Source organism: Franconibacter sp. IITDAS19 (assembly GCF_023079515.1).
Taxonomy (GTDB): domain Bacteria; phylum Pseudomonadota; class Gammaproteobacteria; order Enterobacterales; family Enterobacteriaceae; genus Franconibacter; species Franconibacter pulveris.
The window spans coordinates 45427-68835 of record NZ_JALJCP010000003.1; the positions used below are offsets into that span (position 1 = coordinate 45427).

At 55.6% G+C, this 23409-nt stretch carries 24 protein-coding genes; 17 read left to right on the forward strand and 7 right to left on the reverse strand.

The window, feature by feature from the left end; translation table 11 throughout:
* Window positions 1–129 precede the first annotated feature (129 nt).
* From aaeX to MT962_RS09900, 5 genes are all read left to right on the forward strand, one after another.
* Window positions 130–333: a p-hydroxybenzoic acid efflux pump operon protein AaeX gene (aaeX, locus tag MT962_RS09880; protein ID WP_024558849.1), complete on the forward strand. Its 204-nt coding sequence runs from the start codon at window positions 130–132 to the stop codon at window positions 331–333.
* Between the two features lie 7 nt (window positions 334–340).
* Complete coding sequence (aaeA, locus tag MT962_RS09885) at window positions 341–1273, forward strand: p-hydroxybenzoic acid efflux pump subunit AaeA (protein WP_024560076.1); 933 nt, start codon at window positions 341–343, stop codon at window positions 1271–1273.
* Between the two features lie 5 nt (window positions 1274–1278).
* A complete protein-coding gene (gene aaeB, locus MT962_RS09890; protein ID WP_024560077.1) occupies window positions 1279–3246 on the forward strand; it encodes a p-hydroxybenzoic acid efflux pump subunit AaeB in 1968 nt (655 codons plus the stop codon).
* Window positions 3247–3345: 99 nt separating this feature from the next.
* Window positions 3346–4800: an NAD-dependent succinate-semialdehyde dehydrogenase gene (locus MT962_RS09895; protein ID WP_024560078.1), complete on the forward strand. Its 1455-nt coding sequence runs from the start codon at window positions 3346–3348 to the stop codon at window positions 4798–4800.
* Window positions 4801–4845: 45 nt separating this feature from the next.
* Complete coding sequence (locus tag MT962_RS09900; RefSeq protein WP_247365510.1) at window positions 4846–5124, forward strand: barstar family protein; 279 nt, start codon at window positions 4846–4848, stop codon at window positions 5122–5124.
* A gap of 62 nt (window positions 5125–5186) precedes the next feature.
* On the opposite strand, the gene yhcN (MT962_RS09905) is transcribed toward MT962_RS09900, so the two are convergent.
* From yhcN (MT962_RS09905) to argR, 3 genes are all read right to left on the reverse strand, one after another.
* Window positions 5187–5453 carry a peroxide/acid stress response protein YhcN gene (yhcN, locus tag MT962_RS09905; protein WP_024558844.1) on the reverse strand — a complete coding sequence of 89 codons (267 nt, stop codon included), beginning with the start codon at window positions 5451–5453 and terminating at the stop codon, window positions 5187–5189.
* Window positions 5454–5569: 116 nt separating this feature from the next.
* Window positions 5570–5833 carry a peroxide/acid stress response protein YhcN gene (gene yhcN, locus MT962_RS09910; RefSeq protein ID WP_024558843.1) on the reverse strand — a complete coding sequence of 88 codons (264 nt, stop codon included), beginning with the start codon at window positions 5831–5833 and terminating at the stop codon, window positions 5570–5572.
* A 364-nt stretch (window positions 5834–6197) separates the two neighbouring features.
* Window positions 6198–6668: a transcriptional regulator ArgR gene (gene argR / locus MT962_RS09915; RefSeq protein ID WP_024552571.1), complete on the reverse strand. Its 471-nt coding sequence runs from the start codon at window positions 6666–6668 to the stop codon at window positions 6198–6200.
* A 437-nt stretch (window positions 6669–7105) separates the two neighbouring features.
* On the opposite strand from argR, the gene mdh reads away from it, so the two are divergent.
* Window positions 7106–8044, forward strand: coding sequence for a malate dehydrogenase (mdh, locus tag MT962_RS09920; RefSeq protein WP_024560080.1), 939 nt, complete (start codon window positions 7106–7108; stop codon window positions 8042–8044).
* Window positions 8045–8100: 56 nt separating this feature from the next.
* On the opposite strand, the gene degS is transcribed toward mdh, so the two are convergent.
* The 3 genes from degS to zapG all read right to left on the reverse strand — a co-directional run bounded on the left by degS (window position 8101) and on the right by zapG (window position 11206).
* On the reverse strand, window positions 8101–9165 hold the full coding sequence (gene degS / locus MT962_RS09925; protein WP_024558841.1) for an outer membrane-stress sensor serine endopeptidase DegS: 1065 nt from the start codon (window positions 9163–9165) through the stop codon (window positions 8101–8103).
* A 90-nt stretch (window positions 9166–9255) separates the two neighbouring features.
* The gene (degQ, locus tag MT962_RS09930; RefSeq protein WP_024558840.1) at window positions 9256–10626 is read right to left on the reverse strand and encodes a serine endoprotease DegQ; all 1371 of its coding nucleotides are present in this window, start codon (window positions 10624–10626) and stop codon (window positions 9256–9258) included.
* A gap of 181 nt (window positions 10627–10807) precedes the next feature.
* Window positions 10808–11206, reverse strand: coding sequence for a Z-ring associated protein ZapG (gene zapG, locus MT962_RS09935; RefSeq protein ID WP_024558839.1), 399 nt, complete (start codon window positions 11204–11206; stop codon window positions 10808–10810).
* Window positions 11207–11411: 205 nt separating this feature from the next.
* Between zapG and zapE the strand changes: the two genes are divergently transcribed.
* The 11 genes from zapE to nanQ all read left to right on the forward strand — a co-directional run bounded on the left by zapE (window position 11412) and on the right by nanQ (window position 20691).
* Window positions 11412–12539 (forward strand): cell division protein ZapE, encoded by a 1128-nt coding sequence (gene zapE / locus MT962_RS09940; RefSeq protein ID WP_247365511.1) that lies wholly within the window; start codon window positions 11412–11414, stop codon window positions 12537–12539.
* 264 nt (window positions 12540–12803) lie between these two features.
* Window positions 12804–13232: a 50S ribosomal protein L13 gene (gene rplM, locus MT962_RS09945; protein ID WP_002437467.1), complete on the forward strand. Its 429-nt coding sequence runs from the start codon at window positions 12804–12806 to the stop codon at window positions 13230–13232.
* 15 nt (window positions 13233–13247) lie between these two features.
* Window positions 13248–13640, forward strand: a complete 393-nt coding sequence (gene rpsI, locus MT962_RS09950; RefSeq protein ID WP_000829815.1) for a 30S ribosomal protein S9 — start codon at window positions 13248–13250, stop codon at window positions 13638–13640.
* 312 nt (window positions 13641–13952) lie between these two features.
* Window positions 13953–14594: a stringent starvation protein SspA gene (gene sspA / locus MT962_RS09955; protein WP_024558837.1), complete on the forward strand. Its 642-nt coding sequence runs from the start codon at window positions 13953–13955 to the stop codon at window positions 14592–14594.
* Between the two features lie 3 nt (window positions 14595–14597).
* The gene (gene sspB / locus MT962_RS09960; RefSeq protein WP_024558836.1) at window positions 14598–15092 is read left to right on the forward strand and encodes a ClpXP protease specificity-enhancing factor; all 495 of its coding nucleotides are present in this window, start codon (window positions 14598–14600) and stop codon (window positions 15090–15092) included.
* Between the two features lie 119 nt (window positions 15093–15211).
* On the forward strand, window positions 15212–15991 hold the full coding sequence (gene nanR, locus MT962_RS09965) for a transcriptional regulator NanR (protein ID WP_247365512.1): 780 nt from the start codon (window positions 15212–15214) through the stop codon (window positions 15989–15991).
* Between the two features lie 155 nt (window positions 15992–16146).
* Complete coding sequence (nanA, locus tag MT962_RS09970) at window positions 16147–17046, forward strand: N-acetylneuraminate lyase (protein WP_024560082.1); 900 nt, start codon at window positions 16147–16149, stop codon at window positions 17044–17046.
* A gap of 78 nt (window positions 17047–17124) precedes the next feature.
* Window positions 17125–18615 carry an MFS transporter gene (locus MT962_RS09975; protein ID WP_024558833.1) on the forward strand — a complete coding sequence of 497 codons (1491 nt, stop codon included), beginning with the start codon at window positions 17125–17127 and terminating at the stop codon, window positions 18613–18615.
* A 50-nt stretch (window positions 18616–18665) separates the two neighbouring features.
* Window positions 18666–19355, forward strand: coding sequence for an N-acetylmannosamine-6-phosphate 2-epimerase (locus tag MT962_RS09980; protein ID WP_024558832.1), 690 nt, complete (start codon window positions 18666–18668; stop codon window positions 19353–19355).
* Window positions 19352–20227, forward strand: a complete 876-nt coding sequence (locus MT962_RS09985) for an N-acetylmannosamine kinase (protein ID WP_247365513.1) — start codon at window positions 19352–19354, stop codon at window positions 20225–20227. Before MT962_RS09980 ends, MT962_RS09985 begins: the two co-directional genes overlap by 4 nt.
* Window positions 20224–20691, forward strand: coding sequence for an N-acetylneuraminate anomerase (gene nanQ, locus MT962_RS09990; protein WP_247365514.1), 468 nt, complete (start codon window positions 20224–20226; stop codon window positions 20689–20691). The genes MT962_RS09985 and nanQ overlap by 4 nt, the downstream gene beginning before the upstream one ends.
* A 51-nt stretch (window positions 20692–20742) precedes the next feature.
* On the opposite strand, the gene MT962_RS09995 is transcribed toward nanQ, so the two are convergent.
* Window positions 20743–23253 (reverse strand): autotransporter outer membrane beta-barrel domain-containing protein, encoded by a 2511-nt coding sequence (locus MT962_RS09995; RefSeq protein ID WP_247365515.1) that lies wholly within the window; start codon window positions 23251–23253, stop codon window positions 20743–20745.
* Window positions 23254–23409: the final 156 nt, after the last annotated feature.

Here is a 23409-nt window from a genome sequence, read left to right on the forward strand (position 1 = left end):
AACTTATTATCAGTTACGTTAATATATTATTACTAAGATAACCAACGCCGCGCTCTCTCCCGGCCATCCAGGCCACCCGGTTGCGGTCTATCGTTAATAATCGTCGCCTGCACAGTAATCAGAGTCATCATGAGTCTATTTCCCGTTATCGTGGTGTTCGGCCTCTCGTTTCCGCCGATCTTCATCGAGCTTATCTTATCACTGGCGATTTTCTGGCTGGTGCGCCGCCTGCTGGCCCCTACGGGGCTCTATGATTTTGTCTGGCATCCGGCTCTCTTTAATACGGCGCTTTATTGCTGCCTGTTTTATTTAATATCGCGTCTGTTTGTCTGAGGTTGATGTGAAAACGCTTACAAGAACACTCTCCCGTACTGCGATTACCCTGGTGCTGGTCATCCTGGCTTTCATCGCGATTTTTCGCGCCTGGGTTTATTACACCGAATCCCCGTGGACGCGCGACGCCCGTTTTAGCGCCGACGTGGTAGCCATCGCGCCCGACGTCGCCGGGCTTGTCACTGCCGTTAACGTCCACGACAACCAGCTGGTGAAAAAAGGTCAGGTGCTGTTTACCATCGACCAGCCGCGCTACCAGAAAGCGCTGGAAGAAGCCGAGGCGGATGTCGCCTATTACGACGCGCTGGCCGGCGAAAAACGTCGCGAAGCGGGCCGCCGTAACCGTCTTGGCATACAGGCGATGTCGCGCGAGGAGATCGATCAGTCTAACAACGTCTTGCAGACTGTGCTGCATCAGCTGGCGAAAGCGCAGGCGACCCGGGACCTGGCGAAACTCGATTTAGAGCGCACGGTTATCCGCGCGCCAGCCGACGGCTGGGTCACCAACCTGAACGTCTACGCCGGCGAGTTTATTACCCGCGGCTCTACCGCCGTGGCGCTGGTTAAACAGAACACATTCTATGTGCTGGCCTATATGGAAGAGACCAAGCTTGAAGGCGTGCGCCCAGGCTATCGCGCAGAGATTACGCCGCTTGGCAGCAACTCGGTGCTGCACGGCACCGTCGACAGCGTGGCGGCAGGCGTGACCAACGCCAGCAGCACGCGTGACGACAAAGGCATGGCGTCGGTGGACTCCAACCTGGAGTGGGTGCGCCTTGCGCAGCGCGTGCCGGTGCGTATCCACCTCGATCAACAAACGGGGAACCTCTTCCCGGCGGGCACGACCGCAACGGTAGTGATCACCGGCGAAAAAGACAGGGACCGCAGCCAGGAATCGCCTTTTAACAAGCTGATGCATCGGCTGCGCGAATTCGGTTAATCGTTATGGGCATCCTCTCTATCGCGCCGCAGCATGTGCGCTTCGCCATTAAGCTCGCCACCGCCATTGTGCTGGCGCTTTTTGTCGGCTTTCACTTCCAGCTTGAGACGCCGCGCTGGGCGGTGCTGACCGCCGCCATCGTCGCGGCGGGGCCCGCCTTTGCCGCAGGCGGCGAGCCGTGGTCTGGCGCTATCCGCTATCGTGGCATGCTGCGCATCGTCGGCACTTTTATCGGCTGTATCGCGGCGCTGGTGATTATTATCTCGATGATCCGCGCGCCGGTGGTGATGTTGATGGTCTGCTGCATCTGGGCGGGCTTCTGTACGTGGATTTCATCGCTGGTAAAAGTGGAGAACTCTTACGCCTGGGGGCTGGCGGGCTACACGGCGCTCATCATCGTCATCACTATTCAGACTGCGCCGCTCTCCACGCCGCAGTTTGCGGTGGAGCGTTGCAGCGAGATAGTGATAGGTATTTTTTGCGCCATCGTCGCCGACCTGCTCTTTTCTCCGCGCTCCATTAAGCGTGAAATCGACCGGGAGCTGGACAGCCTGCTGGTGGCGCAGTTCCAGCTTATGCAGCTTTGCATTAACCACGGCGACAGCGAAGCGCTGGATAAAGCCTGGGGCGCGCTGGTGCGCCGCACCACCGCGCTGGAGGGAATGCGCACCAACCTGAAGATTGAATCGTCGCGCTGGGCGCGGGCTAACCGCCGGTTGAAGGCGCTTAACACCGTGTCGTTGACGATGATTACTCAGGCGTGCGAAACCTGGCTTATTCAGAACAGTCGGCCGGAGGCTATCGCGCCCGAGTACCGTGAGCTGTTCGCCGAGCCGGTGGAAACGGCGGCTGACGTGCATAAGCGGCTTAAGTTTATGCGTCGCGTCATGGCCTGGACTGGTGAGCACGATACGCCAGTCACTATCTATAGCTGGATCGGCGCCGCGACCCGCTACCTGTTGCTGAAACGCGGGGTGATTACCAACGCGAAAATCAGCGCGGTGGAAGAGGAGGTGCTGAGCGGCGAGGTGGTGGTGAGACCGGTTTCGGCAGAACGTCACCACGCCATGATTAACTTCTGGCGTACTACCGTTTCCTGCCTGCTGGGCGCGCTGTTCTGGCTGTGGACCGGCTGGACCTCCGGCAGCGGCGCGATGGTGATGATTGCCGTCGTTACGGCGCTTGCCATGCGTCTGCCGAATCCGCGCATGGTCGCGCTCGACTTCGTCTATGGCATGCTGGCGGCGCTGCCGCTCGGGGCGTTCTATTTCCTTGTGCTTATCCCTGCCACCCAGCAAAGCATGCTGCTGCTCTGCATCAGCCTTGCGCTGCTTGGCTTTTTCATTGGCGTTGAAGTGCAGAAGCGGCGGCTCGGGTCGATGGGGGCGCTTGCAGGAACGATTAACATCATCGTGCTGGATAACCCGATGACCTTTCACTTCAGCCAGTTCCTCGACAGTGCTCTGGGGCAACTGGTGGGCTGTATGCTGGCGATGATGGTGATTCTGGTTATCCGGGATAACTCACAGGCGCAAACCGGGCGTACGCTACTTAACCAGTTTGTCTCGGCGGCAGTCTCGTCGTTAACCACCAATAAGGCGCGCCGCCGCGAGAACCATCTGCCGGCGCTTTATCAACAGCTTTTTCTGTTGCTGAATAAATTCCCCGGCGATGTGGCGAAATTCCGCCTGGCGCTGAACCTGATTATCGCGCATCAGCGTCTGCGGGAGGTGCCCATTCCTGTGAATGCGGATCTCTCCGCGTTTCACCGCCAGCTGCGCAATACCGCCGATCGGGTGATTGCCGCAAGAAGCGTAGATAAGCGTCGTCAAACCTTTAAGCAACTGCTGGATGAGCTGGATATCTACCAGGAGAAACTGCGCGTCTGGGAGGCGCCGCTGCAGGTTACCGAGCCGGTGAAGCGCCTTACTACGATGCTGCATAAGTATCAGCATGCCCTGACGGACCGCTGATTTTCATCCTTTTTCCCCTCCGGACCGACGCCAGAAGCGTCGGTTTTTTTGTAGCTATACTTACGCAAGACGACAGGACACAACGGTCAGGAGGAGAAGATGACGATGCAAACCCTGGCGGATAACGCCCTTTTTCAGACAGGCTATCTGGTTGATGGCACATGGCATACCGCAGCAAGTACCTTCGATGTGCTTAACCCGGCCACAGGCGAGGTGGTAGCGAAAGTCGCTAAGGCAGGCAAGAAAGAGACCGAAGCGGCGATTGCCGCCGCGAGCCGCGCTTTTCCGGCCTGGCGGGCAAAGACGGCGAAAGAACGCTCAGAAATCCTTTACCGTTGGTACCAGCTGATCATTGAGAACAAAAGCTGGCTTGGCGAGCTGATGACCACCGAGCAGGGGAAACCCCGCAAGGAGGCGGAAGGCGAGGTGGAGTACGCCGCAAGCTTTATTCAGTGGTTCGCCGAGCAGGCCAAGCGCGCCAACGGCGAGATAATCCCGCCCATTAAGCCGGGTTCCCGCATTCTGGCGACCCGAGAGCCGGTGGGCGTCGTGGCGGCCATTACGCCCTGGAACTTCCCGATGGCAATGCTGACCCGCAAGCTTGGTCCGGCGCTCGCCGCAGGCTGCACCGGGGTGATTAAGCCCGCCAACAATACGCCGCTTTCCGCTTTCGCGCTGCTGGCGCTGGCTAAGCAGGCGGGGGTGCCGGACGGCGTGCTCAATGCCGTGGCGGGCAACACCTCGGAAATCAGCGACGCCATTATGGCCAGCCCGCAGGTGCGTAAAATCTCCTTCACCGGTTCTACCGCCGTGGGGAAAACGCTAATGCGCAACGCGGCGGAAACCATGAAGAAGGTCTCCATGGAGCTTGGCGGCAACGCGCCTTATATCGTTTTTGACGACGCCGATATCGACGCGGCGGTAAAAGGGGCTATCGCCAATAAATTCCGTAATGCAGGCCAGGTATGCGTAAGCGTGAACCGCTTTTTTATTCAGGACGGGATTTACGAGCGCTTCGTGAATCAGCTGGCGGAAGCGGTTAAGGCGCTTAAAGTCGGCAACGGCATGGATGACGGCGTGGTCGTCGGCCCGCTGATTGAGCAATCGGCCGTGGATAAAGTACGTGAACACGTCGAAGACGCGGTAGCGAAAGGGGCAAAAGTGCTGGTGGGCGGCAAGCCGCACGAACTGGGCGGCAACTTCTGGCAACCTACCGTCCTGATTGATGCTAACGACGAAATGAAGCTTGCGCAGGAAGAGACGTTTGGCCCGCTGGCGGCCTGCTTCCGTTTTAAAACGGAAGAGGAAGTGATTCAGCGCGCCAACAATACCCCTTATGGCCTTGCGGCTTACTTCTACACGCAAAACCTGCAACGCGTTTTCCGCGTTTCCCAGCAGATTGAGAGCGGCATGATTGGCATTAACGAATGTGCGGTATCAACGGAACTGGGGCCGTTTGGCGGAGTAAAAGAGTCAGGTCTGGGACGCGAAGGGTCAGTGCTGGGGCTGGAAGAGTTTATGGAAGTGAAAACCCTGCATCTGGGCGGACTCTGAAACAGAGGGCGGCCTGCGGGCCGCTCCATAGACCGGTGACGCAGCATGAAAATCTACACCTTCGATTTCGATGAAATTACCGAACAGGCGGATTTTTACCGAGAGTTTTCCCGCACCTTTGGTCTGGCCAAAAATCAGGTAAACGATCTGGATGCGCTATGGGAGGTGGTAACTGAAGGGGGATTGCCGCTACCGCTGGAGATAGAGTTTGTGCATCTGGGAGAGGAGCAGCGTCGGCGTTATGGGGCGCTGATTTTGCTTTTTGACGAAGCAGAAGAGGAGCTGGAAGGTCAGCTCCGCTTCAATGTACGTCATTCAACATAGGACAGGCACTTAAAAAGGCCCCTGCGAAAACAGGGGCAAGTCGTCAGACAAGACGACGAGGGTTACTTATACAGTTCAGCGGTGGCGTGCCAGTGGTCACCCTGAGTCAGTTCAGTGATGCGATAGCTGCTGGCGCCTTCTTTTTCCGCTTTTTCCGCCAGCTGCTGGCGAATATCCATTGGCGCGCCCGTTACCTGAGTGACAGAAACGCTGCCCATCGGCTGGAGGTTTTGCGCCTGCTGGGTGTTGACTTGTTGTACTGCGGCGCTGGCGCCAAAAGAGATAATTGAGGCCAGGCCCAGGGCTGCGATGGTAAATGGGGTTTTCATTGTCTTAACTCCTCGTCAAAGCACCCAACGGCCGGAAGGGTTGGAACGCTATTTTTCTGCTTGAGGCCGTTGCGTGCGTTTATGGCTATTCAGAACTTTTACTTTTAACGCGTTGTTTATTTGTAGAGCTCAGCGGTAGCGTGCCAGTGGTCGCCAGTACGCGCTTCGATGATGCGATAAGAAGACGCGCCTTTTTCCTGCGCTTTCTGATCCAGCATTTCACGCATATCCATCGGGACGCTGCCTACCGCGTCAACGGTGACAGTACCGATAGCCTGACGGTTTTGCGCCTGGTCGGCATTGATGGAAGATGCTGCGAAAGCACCGAAAGAAAGCATAGAAAGAACGGTTGCGGCTGCTACGGTAGATTTAATGTTCATATTGTTTACCTCGTCGTATTTATTATTACTGGTCACTGTTCCGTGACCCTCATCACAAAAAAAAGTATACACTAGTCACCCAAAAAATTAATAACAGGCTAATGGTTTCCTATGAAACTTTGAGCCTGGAGTGATGTTTATTTATTACCGAACGTTATAAAAATGGCTAAAATTTAGCCAATATTTTTTATTATTTCTTATGAATCAATAGGATATTTGATTTTTGCAATTTGTGCGGTTTTCTTTTTCTAATACACTGGGTGAATGGTTTTCAGCAGACGAAGCGACTGGTTAAATGGGAGATGGCAGAAGAAGGTAAAAGAAGGGAACAACGCTCCCGCTACGATATAGCGGGAGCGGGGCATCAGAGTTCCTGTTCGAAAAGCACCAGGATGGCTTCGTAAAGCTCTTTGACCGTGAAGCCGCGCGCGGGCGTAGTGAAGATAGTATCGTCCCCTGCGATGGTGCCGAGGATGCCTTCCGCTTTGCCGAGGGAATCCAGCAGGCGAGCAATCAGCTGCGCCGCGCCTGGGCTTGTGTGAATGACGACTACGGCGTCGTTATAGTCGATATCCAGCACCAGGTTTTTAAGCGGGCTGGACGTGGTCGGTACGCCAAGCTCAACCGGCAGGCAGTAAACCATCTCCATTTTGGCGTTGCGGGTGCGCACGGCGCCAAACTTGGTCAGCATGCGGGAGACTTTTGACTGGTTGATATTCTCAAAGCCTTCGTCCTGCAGCGCCTGGACAATCTCACCCTGCGAACTGAATTTTTCTTCTTTGAGTAATGCTTTAAACGCTTTTACTAACTCTTCTTGTTTTGCGGAGCTGCGCATACGTCACCCGTGGTCAGGCCAATAAGAACAACATTATTATGCATAAAATTGAATTTTTATGCAAATTATCTGCCGTGAGCGGGGCTGAAATAATGTTATGAAAGCGGCGGATTTTATCAAATTTTGTTATCAAGGAACATGCCTGCGTCACGACTCGAAAATAAGCGATAAAGTAAAACAATTGTTATCAAAATGATGTTGTTTTGCTGTCGCGAGAGGGTGTAATGTAACCGCCTGTTGATATGTTGCTCCGGTAGTGACCCGGCGAGCCCGATAGTCTCCGTGCACCGGTAAAGCCGCCGCATCGCTTTCAGTAAAGCGCGTCAGGAGTCGCAAACTGAAGGCCAGAAGATTGTACTCATTTCAGCTCTGAATGATTATGGTCGCCACCAATGGAGTAACGGCACACTTTAGCTCACCATAATAAGGAGTTTAGGATGAAAGTTGCAGTCCTCGGCGCGGCAGGTGGTATTGGCCAGGCGCTTGCCCTTCTACTCAAGACCCAACTGCCTTCAGGTTCAGAACTCTCTCTGTATGACATCGCACCGGTTACCCCAGGGGTAGCGGTTGACCTGAGTCATATCCCTACCGACGTAAAAATCAAAGGCTTCTCCGGCGAAGACGCTACCCCGGCGCTGGAAGGCGCAGACGTGGTGCTGATCTCCGCAGGCGTTGCGCGTAAGCCGGGCATGGACCGTTCCGATCTCTTTAACGTGAACGCCGGCATCGTGAAAAACCTGGTTCAGCAGATCGCGACGACCTGCCCGAAAGCCTGTATCGGCATCATCACCAACCCGGTTAACACCACCGTGGCGATTGCTGCGGAAGTGCTGAAAAAAGCGGGCGTGTACGACAAGAACAAACTGTTCGGCGTGACCACGCTGGATATCATTCGCTCCAATACCTTTGTGGCGGAGTTAAAAGGCAAGCAGCCGACCGAGATCGACGTACCGGTTATCGGCGGTCACTCTGGCGTGACCATTCTGCCGCTGCTGTCGCAGATCCCAGGCGTTAGCTTCTCCGAGCAGGAAGTGGCCGACCTGACCAAACGTATCCAGAACGCGGGCACCGAAGTGGTGGAAGCGAAAGCGGGCGGGGGTTCTGCAACCCTCTCTATGGGCCAGGCGGCGGCGCGCTTTGGGCTTTCCCTGGTGCGCGCATTGCAGGGCGAGCAGGGCGTAGTTGAGTGCGCTTATGTGGAAGGCGACGGCGAATACGCTCGCTTCTTCTCTCAGCCGCTGCTGCTGGGTAAAAACGGTATCGAAGAGCGTAAATCCATCGGCACCCTGAGCGCGTTCGAACAGCAGGCGCTGGAAGGCATGCTGGATACGCTGAAAAAAGATATCGCGCTGGGCGAAGAGTTTGTTAACAAGTAAGAACGCTAGCCTGAAAAAAACCGGAACACAGGTTCCGGTTTTTTTATGTCTGCCGTTTAGTTGGTGGCGGGGTATTCCTGAATCGTCACCTGCAGCGTAATGCGCTGGTCATTGCGCATGACCTCAACCGGGATAACTGAGCCGGGACGAATCTCCGCAACCTGGTCCATGGTTTCCAGCGCAGAGACCGCAGGCTTGTTATTCACCGAGACAATAACATCATTCACCTGAATGCCCGCGCGCGCCGCCGGGCCATCCGGCGCCACTTCATTTACGACAATGCCCTGGATCTGGTCAATGCCTGCTGCTGGCGCATGCAGCGGCGTGATTTCACGTCCGCCGATGCCGATATAGCCACGAATAACGCGGCCATCGCGGATAAGCTTATCCATTATCTTGGTGGCAAGCTGCGTGGGAATCGCGAAGCCCAGCCCTTCTGGCGTTTCGCCGTCATTACTTTTATCAAACGACAGGGTGTTGATGCCCATCATCTCGCCGAGCGAGTTCACCAGCGCGCCGCCGGAGTTGCCATGGTTGATGGAGGCGTCAGTCTGCAGGAAGTTCTGTCTGCCCGTAGGGTTCAGCCCCACGCGGCCGGTGGCGCTGATAATCCCCTGGGTGATGGTCTGCCCGAGGTTATAGGGGTTGCCTATAGCTAACACCACATCGCCAATATGCGGTGTACGTCTGGGGTTAATCGGAATAGTCGGCAGGTTCGCGGCATTGATTTTCAGCACGGCAAGGTCCGTCAGACTATCGGAGCCGACCAGCAGCGCCTCAAAAACACGGCCATCCTGCAACGCGACGATAATCTGGTCGGCGTCATTAATGACGTGCTTATTGGTAATGATGTAGCCGCGCTGATCCATGATAACGCCAGAGCCGAGCGTGCGAATTTCCAGCTGGTTGCGCCCGCCGTTGCTGACGCCGCGATTATAAACATTGACGACCGCTGGCGCGGCGCGCTTCACCGCCGCATTGTAGCTGACCGGCGTTTCATCGGCGCTGTCATAGACCGGCGTCGACAGCGGGTTAATCTGGCGCAGCGAGGGCATGACCGCCAGCAGTATCGCCGCGACAATCAGGCCGAGCACTATCGGACGTAAAAACTTAAGAAACATGGGCATGGGTTAGTTAATCAGGAAGACGACCGCAGCATAGCATGAGTTATGCGGACATCCCACGCGGGTGGGATGTCCTGCACGGCTTTATTAGCGCAGCAGTAAATAGATGCTTTCGTTGCCGCGCACCACATGGAGCGCAATAACGGCGGGCTTGCTCTCCAGAACTTTGCGCATTTCGGCGATGGAGCGTACGCGGTCGCGGTTCACGCCAATTATCACATCATCTTTATGCAGGCCGATTTGCGCCGCCGCGCTGCCTTTTTCCACCTCGGCTATGGTAACGCCTTTGGTGCCGTCTTTCAGTTGACCATCGCTCAGGGTGGCACCTTGCAGGGCTGGCGCGATCATCTCCGCGCTGGCGGAGGAGGCCGTGCTTTTATCCAGCGTCACTTCCACTTCCTGAGGCTTGCCGTCGCGCAGCAGGCCAAGTTTTACTTTGGTTCCCGGTTCGGTGGTGGCGATGCGCGAACGCAGCTCGGCAAAGCTGCTCAGCGGCTTGCCGTTCAGGCTGATAATCACGTCGCCTGGCTTGATGCCCGCTTTTGCCGAACCCGAGTTAGCCAGCACTTCGCTGACGAATGCCCCGCGTTGCACGTTAAGATTAAAGGCTTTGGCGATATCGGCGCTCATCTCGGTGCCTTTAATGCCAAGCAGGCCGCGGCGGATTTCGCCGAACTGGATAAGCTGGTTCGCCAGCGTTTGCGCCATGTTGCTGGGGATAGCAAAACCGATGCCGATGCTGCCGCCTCCTGGCGCCAGAATCGCGGTATTAATGCCTATCAGTTCGCCGTTGAGGTTTAACAGCGCGCCGCCGGAGTTGCCGCGGTTAATGGAGGCGTCGGTCTGGATGAAATTCTCCAGTCCTTCAAGGTTTAACCCGCTGCGACCCAGTGCTGAGATGATGCCGGAGGTTGCCGTCTGGCCGAGGCCGAACGGGTTGCCGACCGCAATAGCGAAGTCGCCCACGCGCAGGCTGTCGGAGTCGGCGATTTTTATCTGGGTCAGATTAGTGGCGTTCTGTAGTTGCAGCAGGGCGATGTCGCTCTGGTCGTCGCTGCCGATAAGTTTGGCGTCGAACTCACGGCCATCGTTAAGCTGAACGCTGATTTTCTCGGCATGATTTACTACGTGATTGTTGGTCAGCACGTAGCCTTTCGCCGCGTTAATAATGACGCCGGAGCCCAGCCCTTCAAATGGCTGCGCCTGCTGGTCCGGCAGCTCGTCGCCGAAATATTTTTTCAGCTCTTCCGGCACCTTCTGGCCTTCCGGCGCGGCGGTTCCTTCCACCTGCACGCTGACCACGGCAGGCAAGACTTTTTCCAGTACCGGCGCGAGGCTTGGCAATGCGGCCTGGCCTGGAACTTGCGAAGGCAATGCGGCTACTGCCTGAAAGGGCGCCGAGAGAGATAACCCGACACTTAACGCTAATGCACTCAACAGCAGGGTTTGTTTTTTCATCGATGCTGGCTCTCGCAACCTGGAAGAAGGAAAGGATACCCAAAACGTACTGATATTATTGAATTCCCTGTCGGGTAACAATGGGGGGCATAAGCCGGAGTCTGATTACCATAATCATAGCCAGACCATAAAGAAAGCGGGCGCGAAAAACGCGCCCGGAGGAAAAATATTTACTGCCGCATTAATCGCGGCGGGCGCCGTTGCGCAACAGGCCGGAGGCGCCTTCAGAATAGTCACGCGGCATCTGCACCGGCGCCTGATCGTTGCTGGCTTCCGATTCCGCCAGACGATTACGGAACGGATTAGACTCAGCGGACATCTCCGGCAGCAGGTTGCTGGAGCTTTTCGCCATATGTTGATAAAGCTGGCGATAGTCGTGCGCCATGTTGTCTAACAGTTCGGCGCTGCGGGCGAAGTGGCTGACCAGTTCCTCGCGGTACTCTTCAAGCTCCGCTTTGTTCTTTTCCAGCTCGTACTGCAAAGCCTGTTGCTGGCGTAATTTGCGGTTGCCGAAACGCATGGCGACGGCACCAATAATGATACCGACCACTAACCCGATTAGCGCATATTCCCAGGTCATGTACATCTCCCGTTGTCTTGTGTTTCCGTAGGGTGGTAACGGCGAGGCTTGCTTGTCTCGTCAGTGCCGTCGCCCAGTTATGCCACTATAACCGCTATTTCAGGAGAAGTGGAATCCTGCTGCGGCATGGCGTAGTGTAGAACGGCCTTTTTTTCGACAGCCGCAGCTCGCGGCGCACCGATATCCAGGGAATAACTATAACACCATGCAAAGCTTCTCTCCGACATCGCGCTATCAACAGGCTCTTAACGAAGGTTCACATCAGCCAGACGATGTACAACGCGAAGCGGTCAGCCGCCTTGATACGATTTATCACGAGCTGACCGGCAATAAAACCTCTCCCGCGGAAAGCGGCGGTCTGCTGGCGAAAGTGGGCAAGCTGTTCGGCAAACGGCCCCAGCCGGAATCCATTACGCCGGTACGCGGCCTTTATATGTGGGGCGGCGTCGGGCGGGGGAAAACCTGGCTGATGGATCTTTTTTATCAGAGTTTGCCGGGCGAGCGGAAACAGCGGCTGCACTTTCACCGCTTTATGCTGAAGGTGCATGAGGATTTAACGGCGCTGCAGGGGCACAGCGACCCGCTGGAAATTATCGCCGATCGCTTTAAAGCGCAGACCGACGTGCTGTGCTTTGATGAGTTTTTTGTCTCCGACATTACCGACGCCATGCTGCTGGGCGGCCTTATGCAGGCCCTGTTCGCGCGCGGCATTACGCTTGTGGCGACCTCCAACATTCCGCCTGACGAGCTTTACCGCAACGGACTGCAACGCGCCCGTTTTCTTCCTGCTATTGAGGCGATTAAGCGCCACTGCGATGTCATGAATGTAGACGCGGGCATTGATTACCGCTTGCGCACCCTGACTCAGGCGCACCTCTGGCTGTCGCCGCTTAATGAAGAAACAAAAGGGCGCATGGAGCAGCTTTATAGCGCGCTTGCCGGGGCGAAGCGTCAGGGCGAGCCGGTGCTGGAGATAAACCATCGCCCGCTGCCGACGCTTGGCCTGGAGAACCAGACGCTCGCCGTGGCGTTCCGCACGCTCTGCGTCGACGCCCGCAGCCAGCATGATTACATCGATCTCTCCCGACAGTTTCATACCGTACTGCTGTTCGATGTGCCGGTGATGACCCCGCAAATGGAGAGCGAAGCGCGCCGCTTTATCGCGCTGGTGGATGAGTTTTATGAACGCCACGTGAAGCTTGTTGTTAGCGCGGCTGCGCCATTAATGGAGATTTATCAGGGGCAAAGGCTGAAGTTTGAGTTCCAGCGCTGTCTTTCCCGTTTGCAGGAAATGCAAAGCGAGGAGTATCTGAAACGGGCGCATAAGCCCTGAGCGGGTTTTTCCCCTGTTAAACCGAAAAGCCGGGAAGCCGCAGAAATCCCGCTTTCCATCACAAAAAGGGGTCGATCTTTATACGCGACTTCTCTATAATCCTGCGACCCCACGTTACAACAAAGTTTTTTTCCCAAAACTTTTGTGTGCCGGTGAAACATATCCGAGGGGGTAGGTTTACTGGACAATGTCGTGTGAACCTCAACAGATTATAGGCGTTTGGGTGTTCACCAACGTGTAACTATTTATTTGGGTAAGCTTTTAATGAAAACTTTTACAGCTAAACCAGAAACCGTAAAACGCGACTGGTACGTTGTTGACGCGACCGGTAAAACTCTGGGCCGTCTGGCTACTGAACTGGCACGTCGCCTGCGCGGTAAGCATAAAGCGGAATACACTCCGCACGTTGATACTGGTGATTACATCATCGTTCTGAACGCAGAAAAAGTTGCTGTAACCGGTAACAAGCGTTCTGACAAAATGTACTACCACCACACTGGCCACATCGGTGGTATCAAAGAAGCGACCTTCGAAGAGATGATCGCCCGCCGTCCTGAGCGCGTAATTGAAATCGCGGTAAAAGGCATGCTGCCGAAAGGCCCTCTGGGTCGTGCTATGTACCGTAAACTGAAAGTTTACGCAGGCAACGAGCACAACCACGCGGCGCAGCAACCGCAAGTTCTGGACATCTAATCGGGATTATAGGCAATGGCTGAAAATCAATACTACGGCACTGGTCGCCGCAAAAGCTCCGCCGCTCGTGTGTTTATCAAACCGGGCAACGGTAAAATCGTTATCAACCAGCGTTCTCTGGAACAGTACTTCGGTCGCGAAACTGCCCGCATGGTAGTTCGTCAGCCGCTGGAACTGGTCGACATGGTTGAGAAACTGGATCTGTACATCACCGTTAAAGGTGGTGGTATCTCTGGTCAGGCTGGTGCGATCCGTCACGGTATCACCCGCGCTCTGATGGAGTACGACGAGTCCCTGCGTGGCGAACTGCGTAAAGCAGGCTTCGTTACCCGTGACGCGCGTCAGGTTGAACGTAAGAAAGTCGGCCTGCGTAAAGCACGTCGTCGTCCGCAGTTCTCCAAACGTTAATTCTGTTCTGCTTTTGCAGAATGGCATTATGCAAAAAACCCGGCTTTGCCCGGGTTTTTTTATTGCTGCTTTTCTTTGGCGTGCTAATCCCCTGAATCTGCTTCCTTTTAGGGCAAATCAGGAATCCCTTCACCACAAACCCCGCAAAATCTGGTAAACTATCATCCAATTTTCTGCCCAAATGCTGGTAACTGTTCACGTTTTGGTCAATTAACAGACTGGGATGTCAGTACGGCAGGGAAGGGTAACCCATAAAGGCCGGTCGCCGTGCGGCTGGTAGCAGTATTTTTCTGAATATACCTGGAGGTTTTCATGGCTGTCGCTGCCAACAAACGTTCGGTAATGACGCTGTTTTCTGGTCCTACTGATATCTACAGCCATCAGGTGCGCATTGTGCTGGCTGAAAAGGGTGTCAGCTTTGAAATTGAGCATGTGGAAACGGATAACCTGCCGCAGGATCTGATTGACCTCAACCCAAATCAAAGCGTGCCGACGCTGGTAGACCGTGAGCTGACTCTGTGGGAGTCGCGCATCATTATGGAATATCTTGACGAGCGTTTCCCGCATCCGCCGCTGATGCCGGTTTATCCGGTCGCGCGTGGTGAAAGCCGTCTGTACATGCATCGTATTGAGAAAGACTGGTACTCGCTGATGAACGTCATCGAGAAAGGTTCTGCCCAGGAAGCTGACGCAGCCCGTAAGCAGCTGCGCGAAGAGCTTTTGGCTATCGCGCCGGTGTTCACGCAAAAACCGTTCTTCCTGAGCGACGAGTTCAGCCTGGTGGATTGCTACCTGGCGCCGCTGCTGTGGCGTTTGCCGCAACTGGGCGTGGAACTGGTCGGTGCGGGCGCGAAAGAGCTGAAAGGCTATATGACTCGCGTATTTGAGCGTGATTCGTTCCTTGCTTCGCTGACCGAAGCCGAGCGTGAAATGCGTCTGCAAAGCCGGGGCTAAACCATGGATATGTCACAGCTGTCTCCACGTCGTCCTTATCTGCTGCGAGCCTTCTATGAATGGCTGCTGGATAACCAGCTCACGCCGCACCTTGTCGTGGATGTGACGTTGCCGGGCGTCTCCGTGCCGATGGAGTATGCGCGTGACGGGCAGATCGTACTGAACATCGCGCCGCGTGCGGTAGGCAATCTGGAGCTGGCCAATGACGAAGTACGCTTTAATGCGCGCTTCGGCGGGGTGCCGCGTCAGGTTTCGGTGCCGCTGGCCGCTGTGCTGGCTATCTACGCCCGTGAAAACGGCGCGGGCACCATGTTCGAGCCGGAAGCCGCCTATGACGAAGCGTTAGCAAGTCTTAACGACGAAATCGTTTCGCAGGAGCCGGAAACGGTGATGTCCGTGATTGACGGCGATAAGCCGGATCACGAAACGGGCGACGATAACCCGGATGACGACCCGCCGCCGCGCGGTGGCCGTCCGGCGCTGCGCGTCGTCAAGTAAACAAAACGGGGCCGCTGGCCCTGTTTTTGTTTACAGCTCCTTGTTTCGCCAGCAAAGACCCGGTGTGTTATGCTGAGCCAATCCGCCCTTGTTCGTTATTTCATCTTTTGTGACCGCCTATGAGCACCTTTGATCCACAAGACGAAACCCGGGACAGCTTCGGCCATACGCTGCACCGCCGCCCGCTGACGCGTAAAAAGCTCTCCGAAATGGTGGAGGAGGAGCTTGAACAGATGATTCGCCGACGCGAATTTGCCGAAGGGGAGCAACTGCCTTCCGAGCGCGAATTAATGGCTTTCTTTAATGTTGGGCGGCCTTCGGTACGTGAAGCGCTGGCGGCGCTTAAGCGAAAAGGGCTGGTGCAGATAAGCAATGGCGAGCGCGCCCGCGTGTGCCGACCTTCTGCCGACACTATCATCAGCGAACTTTCCGGTATGGCGAAAGATTTTCTGTCGCGCCCCGGCGGTATCGCCCATCTTGAGCAGTTGCGCCTGTTCTTCGAATCCAGCCTGGTGCGCTACGCCGCAGAACACGCTACCGATGAGCAGATAGCAAAGCTTGAAAAGGCGCTGGAAGTAAATAGCCAGTCGCTGGATGACAACACGCTGTTTATTCGCTCCGATGTCGCTTTTCATCGTGTACTGGCGGAAATCCCCGACAACCCTATTTTTATGGCGATCCACGTCGCACTGCTCGACTGGCTTATTGCCGCCCGTCCTACCGTGCCGGAAAAAGCGCTTCATGAGCATAATAACGTCAGCTATCAACAGCATATCGCTATTGTCGAAGCGATCCGCGCCCGCGATGCTGATGGGGCTGACCGTGCGCTGACGGCGCATCTGCAAAGTGTTTTCGCCGCCTGGCACGCTTTTCAGCAAAAAAACAAAGCACGTAAGTAGCCTGCCTGCGTCTGCCTCAAACGATCCACGAAAGATCGTTTAGTGAACGAGATCCCATTCTTTGACATCATTCGCCCGTTGTATGCTTTTCATGCTGGTATAACAGGTATAAAGGTATATAGTTCTTTCATCCTGAATACCTTTGCGAGGTGAATATGTGTGATCCATTACGCGGCGTGATGACGGCACTGCTGACGCCCTTTGATAAAAACCAGCGGCTGGACGGCGACAGCCTGCGTCGGCTGGTGCGTTTTAACTTAAGCCAGGGCGTGGATGGGCTTTATGTCGGCGGCTCAACGGGCGAAGCCTTTATGCAAACGGCGGCTGAACGTGAGGAAGTGCTTGAAATTGTTGCAGATGAGGCAAAGGGTAAAGCCACGCTGATTGCCCATGTCGGCACGGTGAGCACGACCGAAAGCCAGCAGCTTGCCCGTTCAGCCAGCCGCTATGGTTATGATGCCGTTTCTGCCGTAACGCCCTTTTACTACCCTTTCAGTTTTGAAGAGCACTGTGACCACTACCGGGCAATCATTGACTCCGCAGAGGGTTTGCCGATGGTGGTATACAACATACCCGCCCTGAGCGGCGTAAAGCTTTCGCTTGAGCAAATTAATACGCTGGTCATGCTGCCGGGGGTTAGGGCGCTTAAGCAAACCTCGGGCGATCTCTATCAAATGGAGCAGATTCGCCGCGCACAGCCGGAACTGGTGCTTTATAACGGTTACGACGAGATTTTCGCCTCTGGCATTCTGGCAGGGGCGGATGGCGGCATCGGCAGCACTTACAACGTGATGGGCTGGCGCTACCAGCGCATTGTCAGGGCGATCGAGGCAGGCGAAATCGCCGAAGCGCAGCGCCTGCAAAGCGACTGTAACGAGGTTATCGACCTGCTTATCAAAACCGGCGTATTCCGCGGCCTGAAAACGCTGCTTCACTATATGGATGTGGTGTCGGTGCCGCTGTGTCGCAGACCTTTCGCCCCGGTCGATGAGGCCTGGCTGCCGCAGCTTAAAGCGCTGGCGCAGCGGCTGCAGGAAGAAAAAGCGCAACAGTGATCGTCGCCACCCGGCGGCTAAAAACCTCTCTACCCTACACCTTAAAGCGCGGGCAAAGACCTGCGCAGGGAGTCTCCTGTGAACGCTTCCTCACATGCTCTGCCGTGGTACAAACACCTTAATAAAGCCCAATGGCGCGCCTTCTCGGCGGCCTGGCTGGGCTATCTGCTGGATGGTTTTGACTTTGTCCTGATAGCGCTGGTTCTGACGGAAATTCAGGGAGAGTTTGGGCTAACCACCGTGCAAGCCGCGAGCCTGATCTCCGCCGCCTTTATCTCCCGCTGGTTTGGCGGTTTGTTGCTGGGCGCGCTGGGCGACCGTTACGGCCGTCGGCTGGCGATGGTGACCAGTATTATCCTCTTTTCCATCGGCACGCTCGCCTGCGGCCTGGCGCCCGGCTACGTCACCCTGTTTATCGCTCGCCTGGTGATTGGCATGGGGATGGCGGGCGAGTATGGCTCCAGCGCCACCTACGTTATCGAAAGCTGGCCGAAGCATTTGCGTAATAAGGCCAGCGGCTTTCTTATCTCCGGTTTTTCCGTCGGCGCGGTTGTCGCCGCGCAAGTCTACAGCCTGGTGGTGCCAGCCTGGGGCTGGCGAGCGCTGTTTTTCATTGGCATTTTGCCGATTGTCTTTGCGCTGTGGCTGCGTAAAAACATTCCGGAAGCGGAAGACTGGAAGGCACGACAGGGCGAAGCCAGGCCGGTGCGCACGATGGTCGATATTCTTTATCGCGGCGAGCACCGCCTGATGAATATCGCGATGACGCTCTTTGCGGCAGGCGCGCTCTGGCTCTGCTTCGCCGGGGAGCTCGGCAATGCCGCGCTTATCGCCGCGCTTGGGCTGGCGTGCGCGGCGATATTTATCAGCTTCATGGTGCAAAGCAGCGGTTCGCGCTGGCCGACCGGCGTTATGTTGATGGTCATTGTGTTATTCGCTTTTCTCTATTCATGGCCGATTCAGGCGCTGCTGCCTACCTATTTGAAGACAGAGTTGGCCTATACGCCAACAACAGTTGCACAGGTCCTGTTCTTTAGCGGTTTTGGCGCCGCGGTAGGCTGCTGCGTCGGCGGTTTCCTTGGTGACTGGCTCGGCACCCGCAAAGCCTATGTTTATAGCCTGCTTGCGTCGCAACTGCTGATTATTCCCGTGTTCGCCATCGGCGGAACAAATGTCTGGGTGTTGGGTCTGCTGCTCTTTTTTCAGCAAATGCTGGGACAAGGCATTTCCGGCATCCTGCCAAAGCTTATCAGCGGCTATTTTGATACTGACCAACGTGCGGCGGGGCTGGGCTTTACCTATAACGTCGGCGCGCTTGGCGGCGCGCTGGCGCCCGTAATTGGCGCCGCTATCGCTCAGCGGCTGGATCTTGGCACCGCGCTGGGATCGCTCTCCTTCAGTCTGACATTTGTGGTGATCCTGCTGATTGGTCTGGATATGCCGTCGCGGGTGCAGCGCTGGCTGCATCCCGAAGCGCTGCGCACTCATGACGCCATCGATGGCAAACCGTTCAGCGGCGCCGCTGTTCCGGGTATGCGCAAGCGAGGGTTGGTCAAAAGTAAAAGCTAACTATGCAGCCCGGCGGTTCGCCTGGCTGCATCACCATCAGGGAGTCTTTTATGTCTTTGCTCGAACAAATTAACGAGGCGATTGCCGCTCGCGGCGGACTCATCGTCTCCTGCCAGCCTGTGCCCGGTAGCCCGCTGGATAAGCCCGACATTGTGGCTGCGATGGCGCTGGCGGCGGAGCAGGCTGGGGCGGTCGCGGTGCGTATTGAGGGCCTTAAAAATCTTCAGGCCACGCGCCGTATGGTCAGCATCCCGATTATTGGCATCATCAAGCGCGATCTGCCCGATTCTCCGGTGCGTATTACGCCGTTTCTGGAAGATGTGGACGCGCTTGCGCAGGCGGGAGCGGATATCATCGCTTTCGACGGCACAGAGCGCCCGCGTCCTGTTCCGGTGAAAGCGTTGCTTGAGCGTATTCATTCCTGTCAGCGCGTGGCGATGGCCGACTGCTCGTCGTTGCAGGATGGGCTGTATTGCCAGCAGCTGGGCGCGGAAATTATCGGCACGACGCTTTCCGGCTACCTCACCCGCGAAACGCCTGAAGAGCCCGATCTACCGCTGGTGAGCGCGCTGCGCGACAGGGGCTGCCGGGTTGTTGCCGAAGGACGGTTTAATTCGCCTCCATTGGCCGCGCAGGCGATGCAGCATGGCGCGTGGGCGGTGACAGTAGGCTCCGCCATCACCCGGCTGGAACACATCTGCCAGTGGTATCGCGAAGCGATGCAAAAGGTAGCGAAATGAACGTACTGGCGATTGATATTGGCGGCACCAAACTCGCCGCCGCCTTAGTGGATGAAGCGCGACATATTTCGGATCGCCGGGAATTGCCGACGCCCGCCAGCAAAACGCCGCAGGCCCTTGGCGCGGCGCTGGAAACCGTGGTTGCGCCGCTAAAGGCGCGGGCGCAACGCGTCGCTGTTGCCTCCACCGGCATTATCCATCATGGCGTGCTGACCGCCATCAATCCAGAGAACCTCGGCGGGCTTGCGCGCTTCCCGTTAGTCGAAACCGTGACCCGTCTGACCGGCTTGCCCTGTATCGCGGTAAATGATGCGCAGGCGGCAGCCTGGGCAGAATACCGGGCGTTGCAGGAAGAGGTAAGCGAGATGGTGTTTCTGACGGTCTCGACCGGCGTGGGCGGCGGGATAATCTGCCAGGGAAAATTGCATACCGGCATCGGCGGGCTGGCGGGGCATTTCGGTCATACGCTGGCCGATCCGCATGGCCCGCGCTGCGGCTGCGGGCGCACCGGCTGTGTGGAGGCTATCGCTTCCGGGCGCGCTATTGCGGCAGCGGCAACCGCAGAGTTAGCCGGGCTTGACGCCAAAGCTATTTTCGCCCGCGCAGAAGAGGGCAATTCTCAGGCGAAGGCGCTGGTGGCTCGCTCGGCCCAAACGCTGGCGAGGCTTATCGCAGATATCAAAGCCGTTACGGACTGCCAGCGAGTCGTTATTGGCGGCAGCATTGGTCTCGCGCACGGCTACCTGCCTCAGGTGCAGGATTTTATGGCGCAGCAACCCGCAGCGTTTCACACCCGGCTTGCCGCTGCACATTATCGCCACGACGCCGGTTTACTGGGGGCTGCGCTGTTAGCGCAAGGAGAAGAAGCATGATCGCAGGAAAGATCCAACACGCCTACGCCGCAGGCCTGCCGCCGGCGATGGCGCAAGCGCTTGCTCAGGCGCTGGCGGCAAACCCGGCACAGAAAGCGCCCGGCAGCTATGTTCTGCAAGAGGAAAAACTTTTAATGAATGTGATGCAGTTTGCTACGCAACATGCGCAGGAAAAATGTGCTGAACTGCATCGCGACTATATAGACATTCAGATCTTGCTCGAGGGTAAAGAACAAATCCGCTATGGCGTGGCGGGTAGCGAACGCGAGTGCGGCGAGTGGCATAAAGAAGAAGACTACCAGCTCTGTAAGTACATTGAGGCGGAGCAGGTGCTGTTAATGGAGCCAGGAATGTTTGCGGTTTTTATGCCCGGCGAACCCCATAAACCAGGATGTTTTGCAGAGAAAGCAGGTGAAATCAAAAAAGTGGTGTTAAAGCTTCACCGTAGCGCGTTACAGGCATAAAAAAGCCCGGTAGTTCATCTACCGGGCAGGTTAAGTGAATAGCGGCAGGGATTACCAGCGATAGTTCACTAACATATGGCCTGTATAGGCATTGTAGGTGTTATCACCCCATTCGCCGCCAAGACGGAAGGAGAGGGTCGTTGCTTCGTTGATTTTACCGGTTACGCCTGCTTCCAGCTGGAAGCGGTTATCCGGTACGTCGGAACCAATGGTATCGCCGTTAAAGCTTAAATCGCTCATGCCGTTACCGATTAACCAGTTTACCGCGCCATAAGGCTGCCAGGCTTCGACCTGTTTCTGGTCGACGTAACTCATTTTTACCCCAACGCGGCCGAGAACGGCATCATCTTCCGGCGTGGTTACCCGCGTACCATTGTATTCAACGTGGTCGTCCTGCTTAAGGTTGCTGTATACCACCTGACCTTGCGGTTCAAACTTCATGGTACGAGCTTTTTCTGAAGGCACCAGCCAGGCGTGACCCACTTCCAGCGAAGCGGCCATACCTTTGCTGTCATACTCTTCGCCAGGCATATCGTCGCCGTTTACTCTGCTGTTGTACCAGCTGTAAGAAGCCCAGCTGTCGATATAGCTGCCCAGGCGCAGTTTTTGATCTTCCTGCCAGGTGGCATAGAGCCCCACGTTGTAGCCATTAACGCTGCCGTCGGCAGAGCGGCTGTTGTGCCTTGCATCGGCGCTGGTATCGCTATAGCCAGTACCTAACATAAAGCCCGTGTGCAGCGTGCCGGTGGAGAGGTTTCTGCTGATAACGTCACTGCCAAGCTGAACCACTGCCGAGCGGATGTCATAGCTCAGGTTGCTGCGGGCGAAATTGCCGTCGGCATACTGGCCTTTGACGTACATCCAGGTATTCAGATCGTCTTCGTCACGCAGCATTAACTGATCGCGATCGTCGCGTTTATGGATGAACATCTGTTGAGCAGCCAGGTAGTTCGCCATGTAAACGCCAATTTCCGGGCGATAGACTTCCGGGGCGGGAGCTGGATCGGGCGTTGGGTCGGGTGTTGGTTCAGGATCGGGAGTCGGTTGTGGGGCTGGCGAAGGATCCGGATCTGGCTGCGGCGCAGGCTCGGTTTTGGACTCCAGATACCAGTTGCCGTCATCATGCTTATAGAGATCATATTCCCACAGGCCGGCGACAACGGGCTTATCAAGCGTAAAGGTCGCGTCAGATGCGCCACCGATGTCAATTAACTCAATCCCGTTGAGCGTTTGTGCGCCCATGCCGCCTACATTAGCCACTTCCAGTGAAGATGTGCCCGCGCTGTTGCCGGTAATCGCCAGGTGATCAGTCAAAGAATTATCGTCACCCGCAACGGTATTCATGACGATTTTGCTGCCTTGCTCACCTGTGTAATCACCATTAATGGTATAGCTATTGCCAACGGAATTATCAGCGGCGGCAAGTTGTAAAGTACCCGCGTTCGAGACATTGCCGTTAATGGTGTTGCCTGTCGTGGGCGTCGTTGCGCCGATATTGCTGCCAACGGCATTCCATGCAGCCAGCGTACCGCCTGCTGCAACAGCAATATTATCATTTACCGTACCCGCGGATGCGAAGGTCGCGCCGCTGCCAACAGAAATCGTTGCGCTGTTGTTCGCCGGGCCGAGCGTCGCGCCTTCGGCGACCAGCGTAGTGCCGCTTTTCAATTGCGTATCGCCGGTATAGCTGTTTGTGCCGCTGAGGGTCAGCGTTGAGGCATCTTCTTTAATAACGGTGCCAGTGCCTGAAATATCGCCTTTGAATGTGAAATCGGCAGCCTGGTTAAAAATGAGCGTGCCATCGTCCTGAATATTTCCTTCGAGCGAGGCGTTGCTGCCGCTGCCGGTACCGAGCTGGAGCGTAGCACCGCTGTTAATAAGCGAGGAGCCCTTATTGGTGACATCGCCGCCCAGCGTCAATTTACCCGTTTTTACGATCAGACTGGCGTCGGTACCGATAAGATCGATATCGCCGCTCATTACCCAATCCACGCCATCCATGGTTAATGATTTAAAGCCATCCGTGCCCGCCGTTACGCCTTTAAAATTGCTGTCTTCATTGCCTGATTCATTCAGCGTAATGGTATTGGTGGAGGAACCCGTAGAAGTGACATCGCCCTGCAGATCGGAGCCGTTTTTCAACACCAGCGCGTTATTGCCTGCGCTTGCAAAAGCGATAGCGCTGTCTTTACCTGCAATCGTGCCGGTGTTGATAATGGTTACATTATCGCCGTTAGTTACATTGATACCGGTGGCTGAGCTGCTGATAGTCCCACTATTTTCTATGGTCAGCATATCGGCAGTTTGCCCGCTGACCTCAACAGACATAGCGTTGCCGTTATCATTTTTAATTGTTCCATTATTTTTAATGGATGTGATGCTTTTACCCTTAACGAGAGCGCTAGGATCGCTGCCAGGGGAAGACATCGTTACATCAGAATTTATGACATATTCTTTATCGCCGCTAAATATATAAGTATCGTCGGTATTTTCATCGATAATTGTTGCAGCACTGGCCGCTAAAGGGTTAAAGAAAACGATGGCTGGAAAAAGCGTGGCCATTACCTGTGATATTCTATTCTTTCTGTGTTTTTTTAGAGAGATCATAATTATGTCCAATATGAGCTTAAACTTAGCATGTTGGGGTGGACATTAAGCTTATTTTATTGTTTTCATAAATTAAATTGGCAGGCGAAAGATACAGAATTAATAAATACA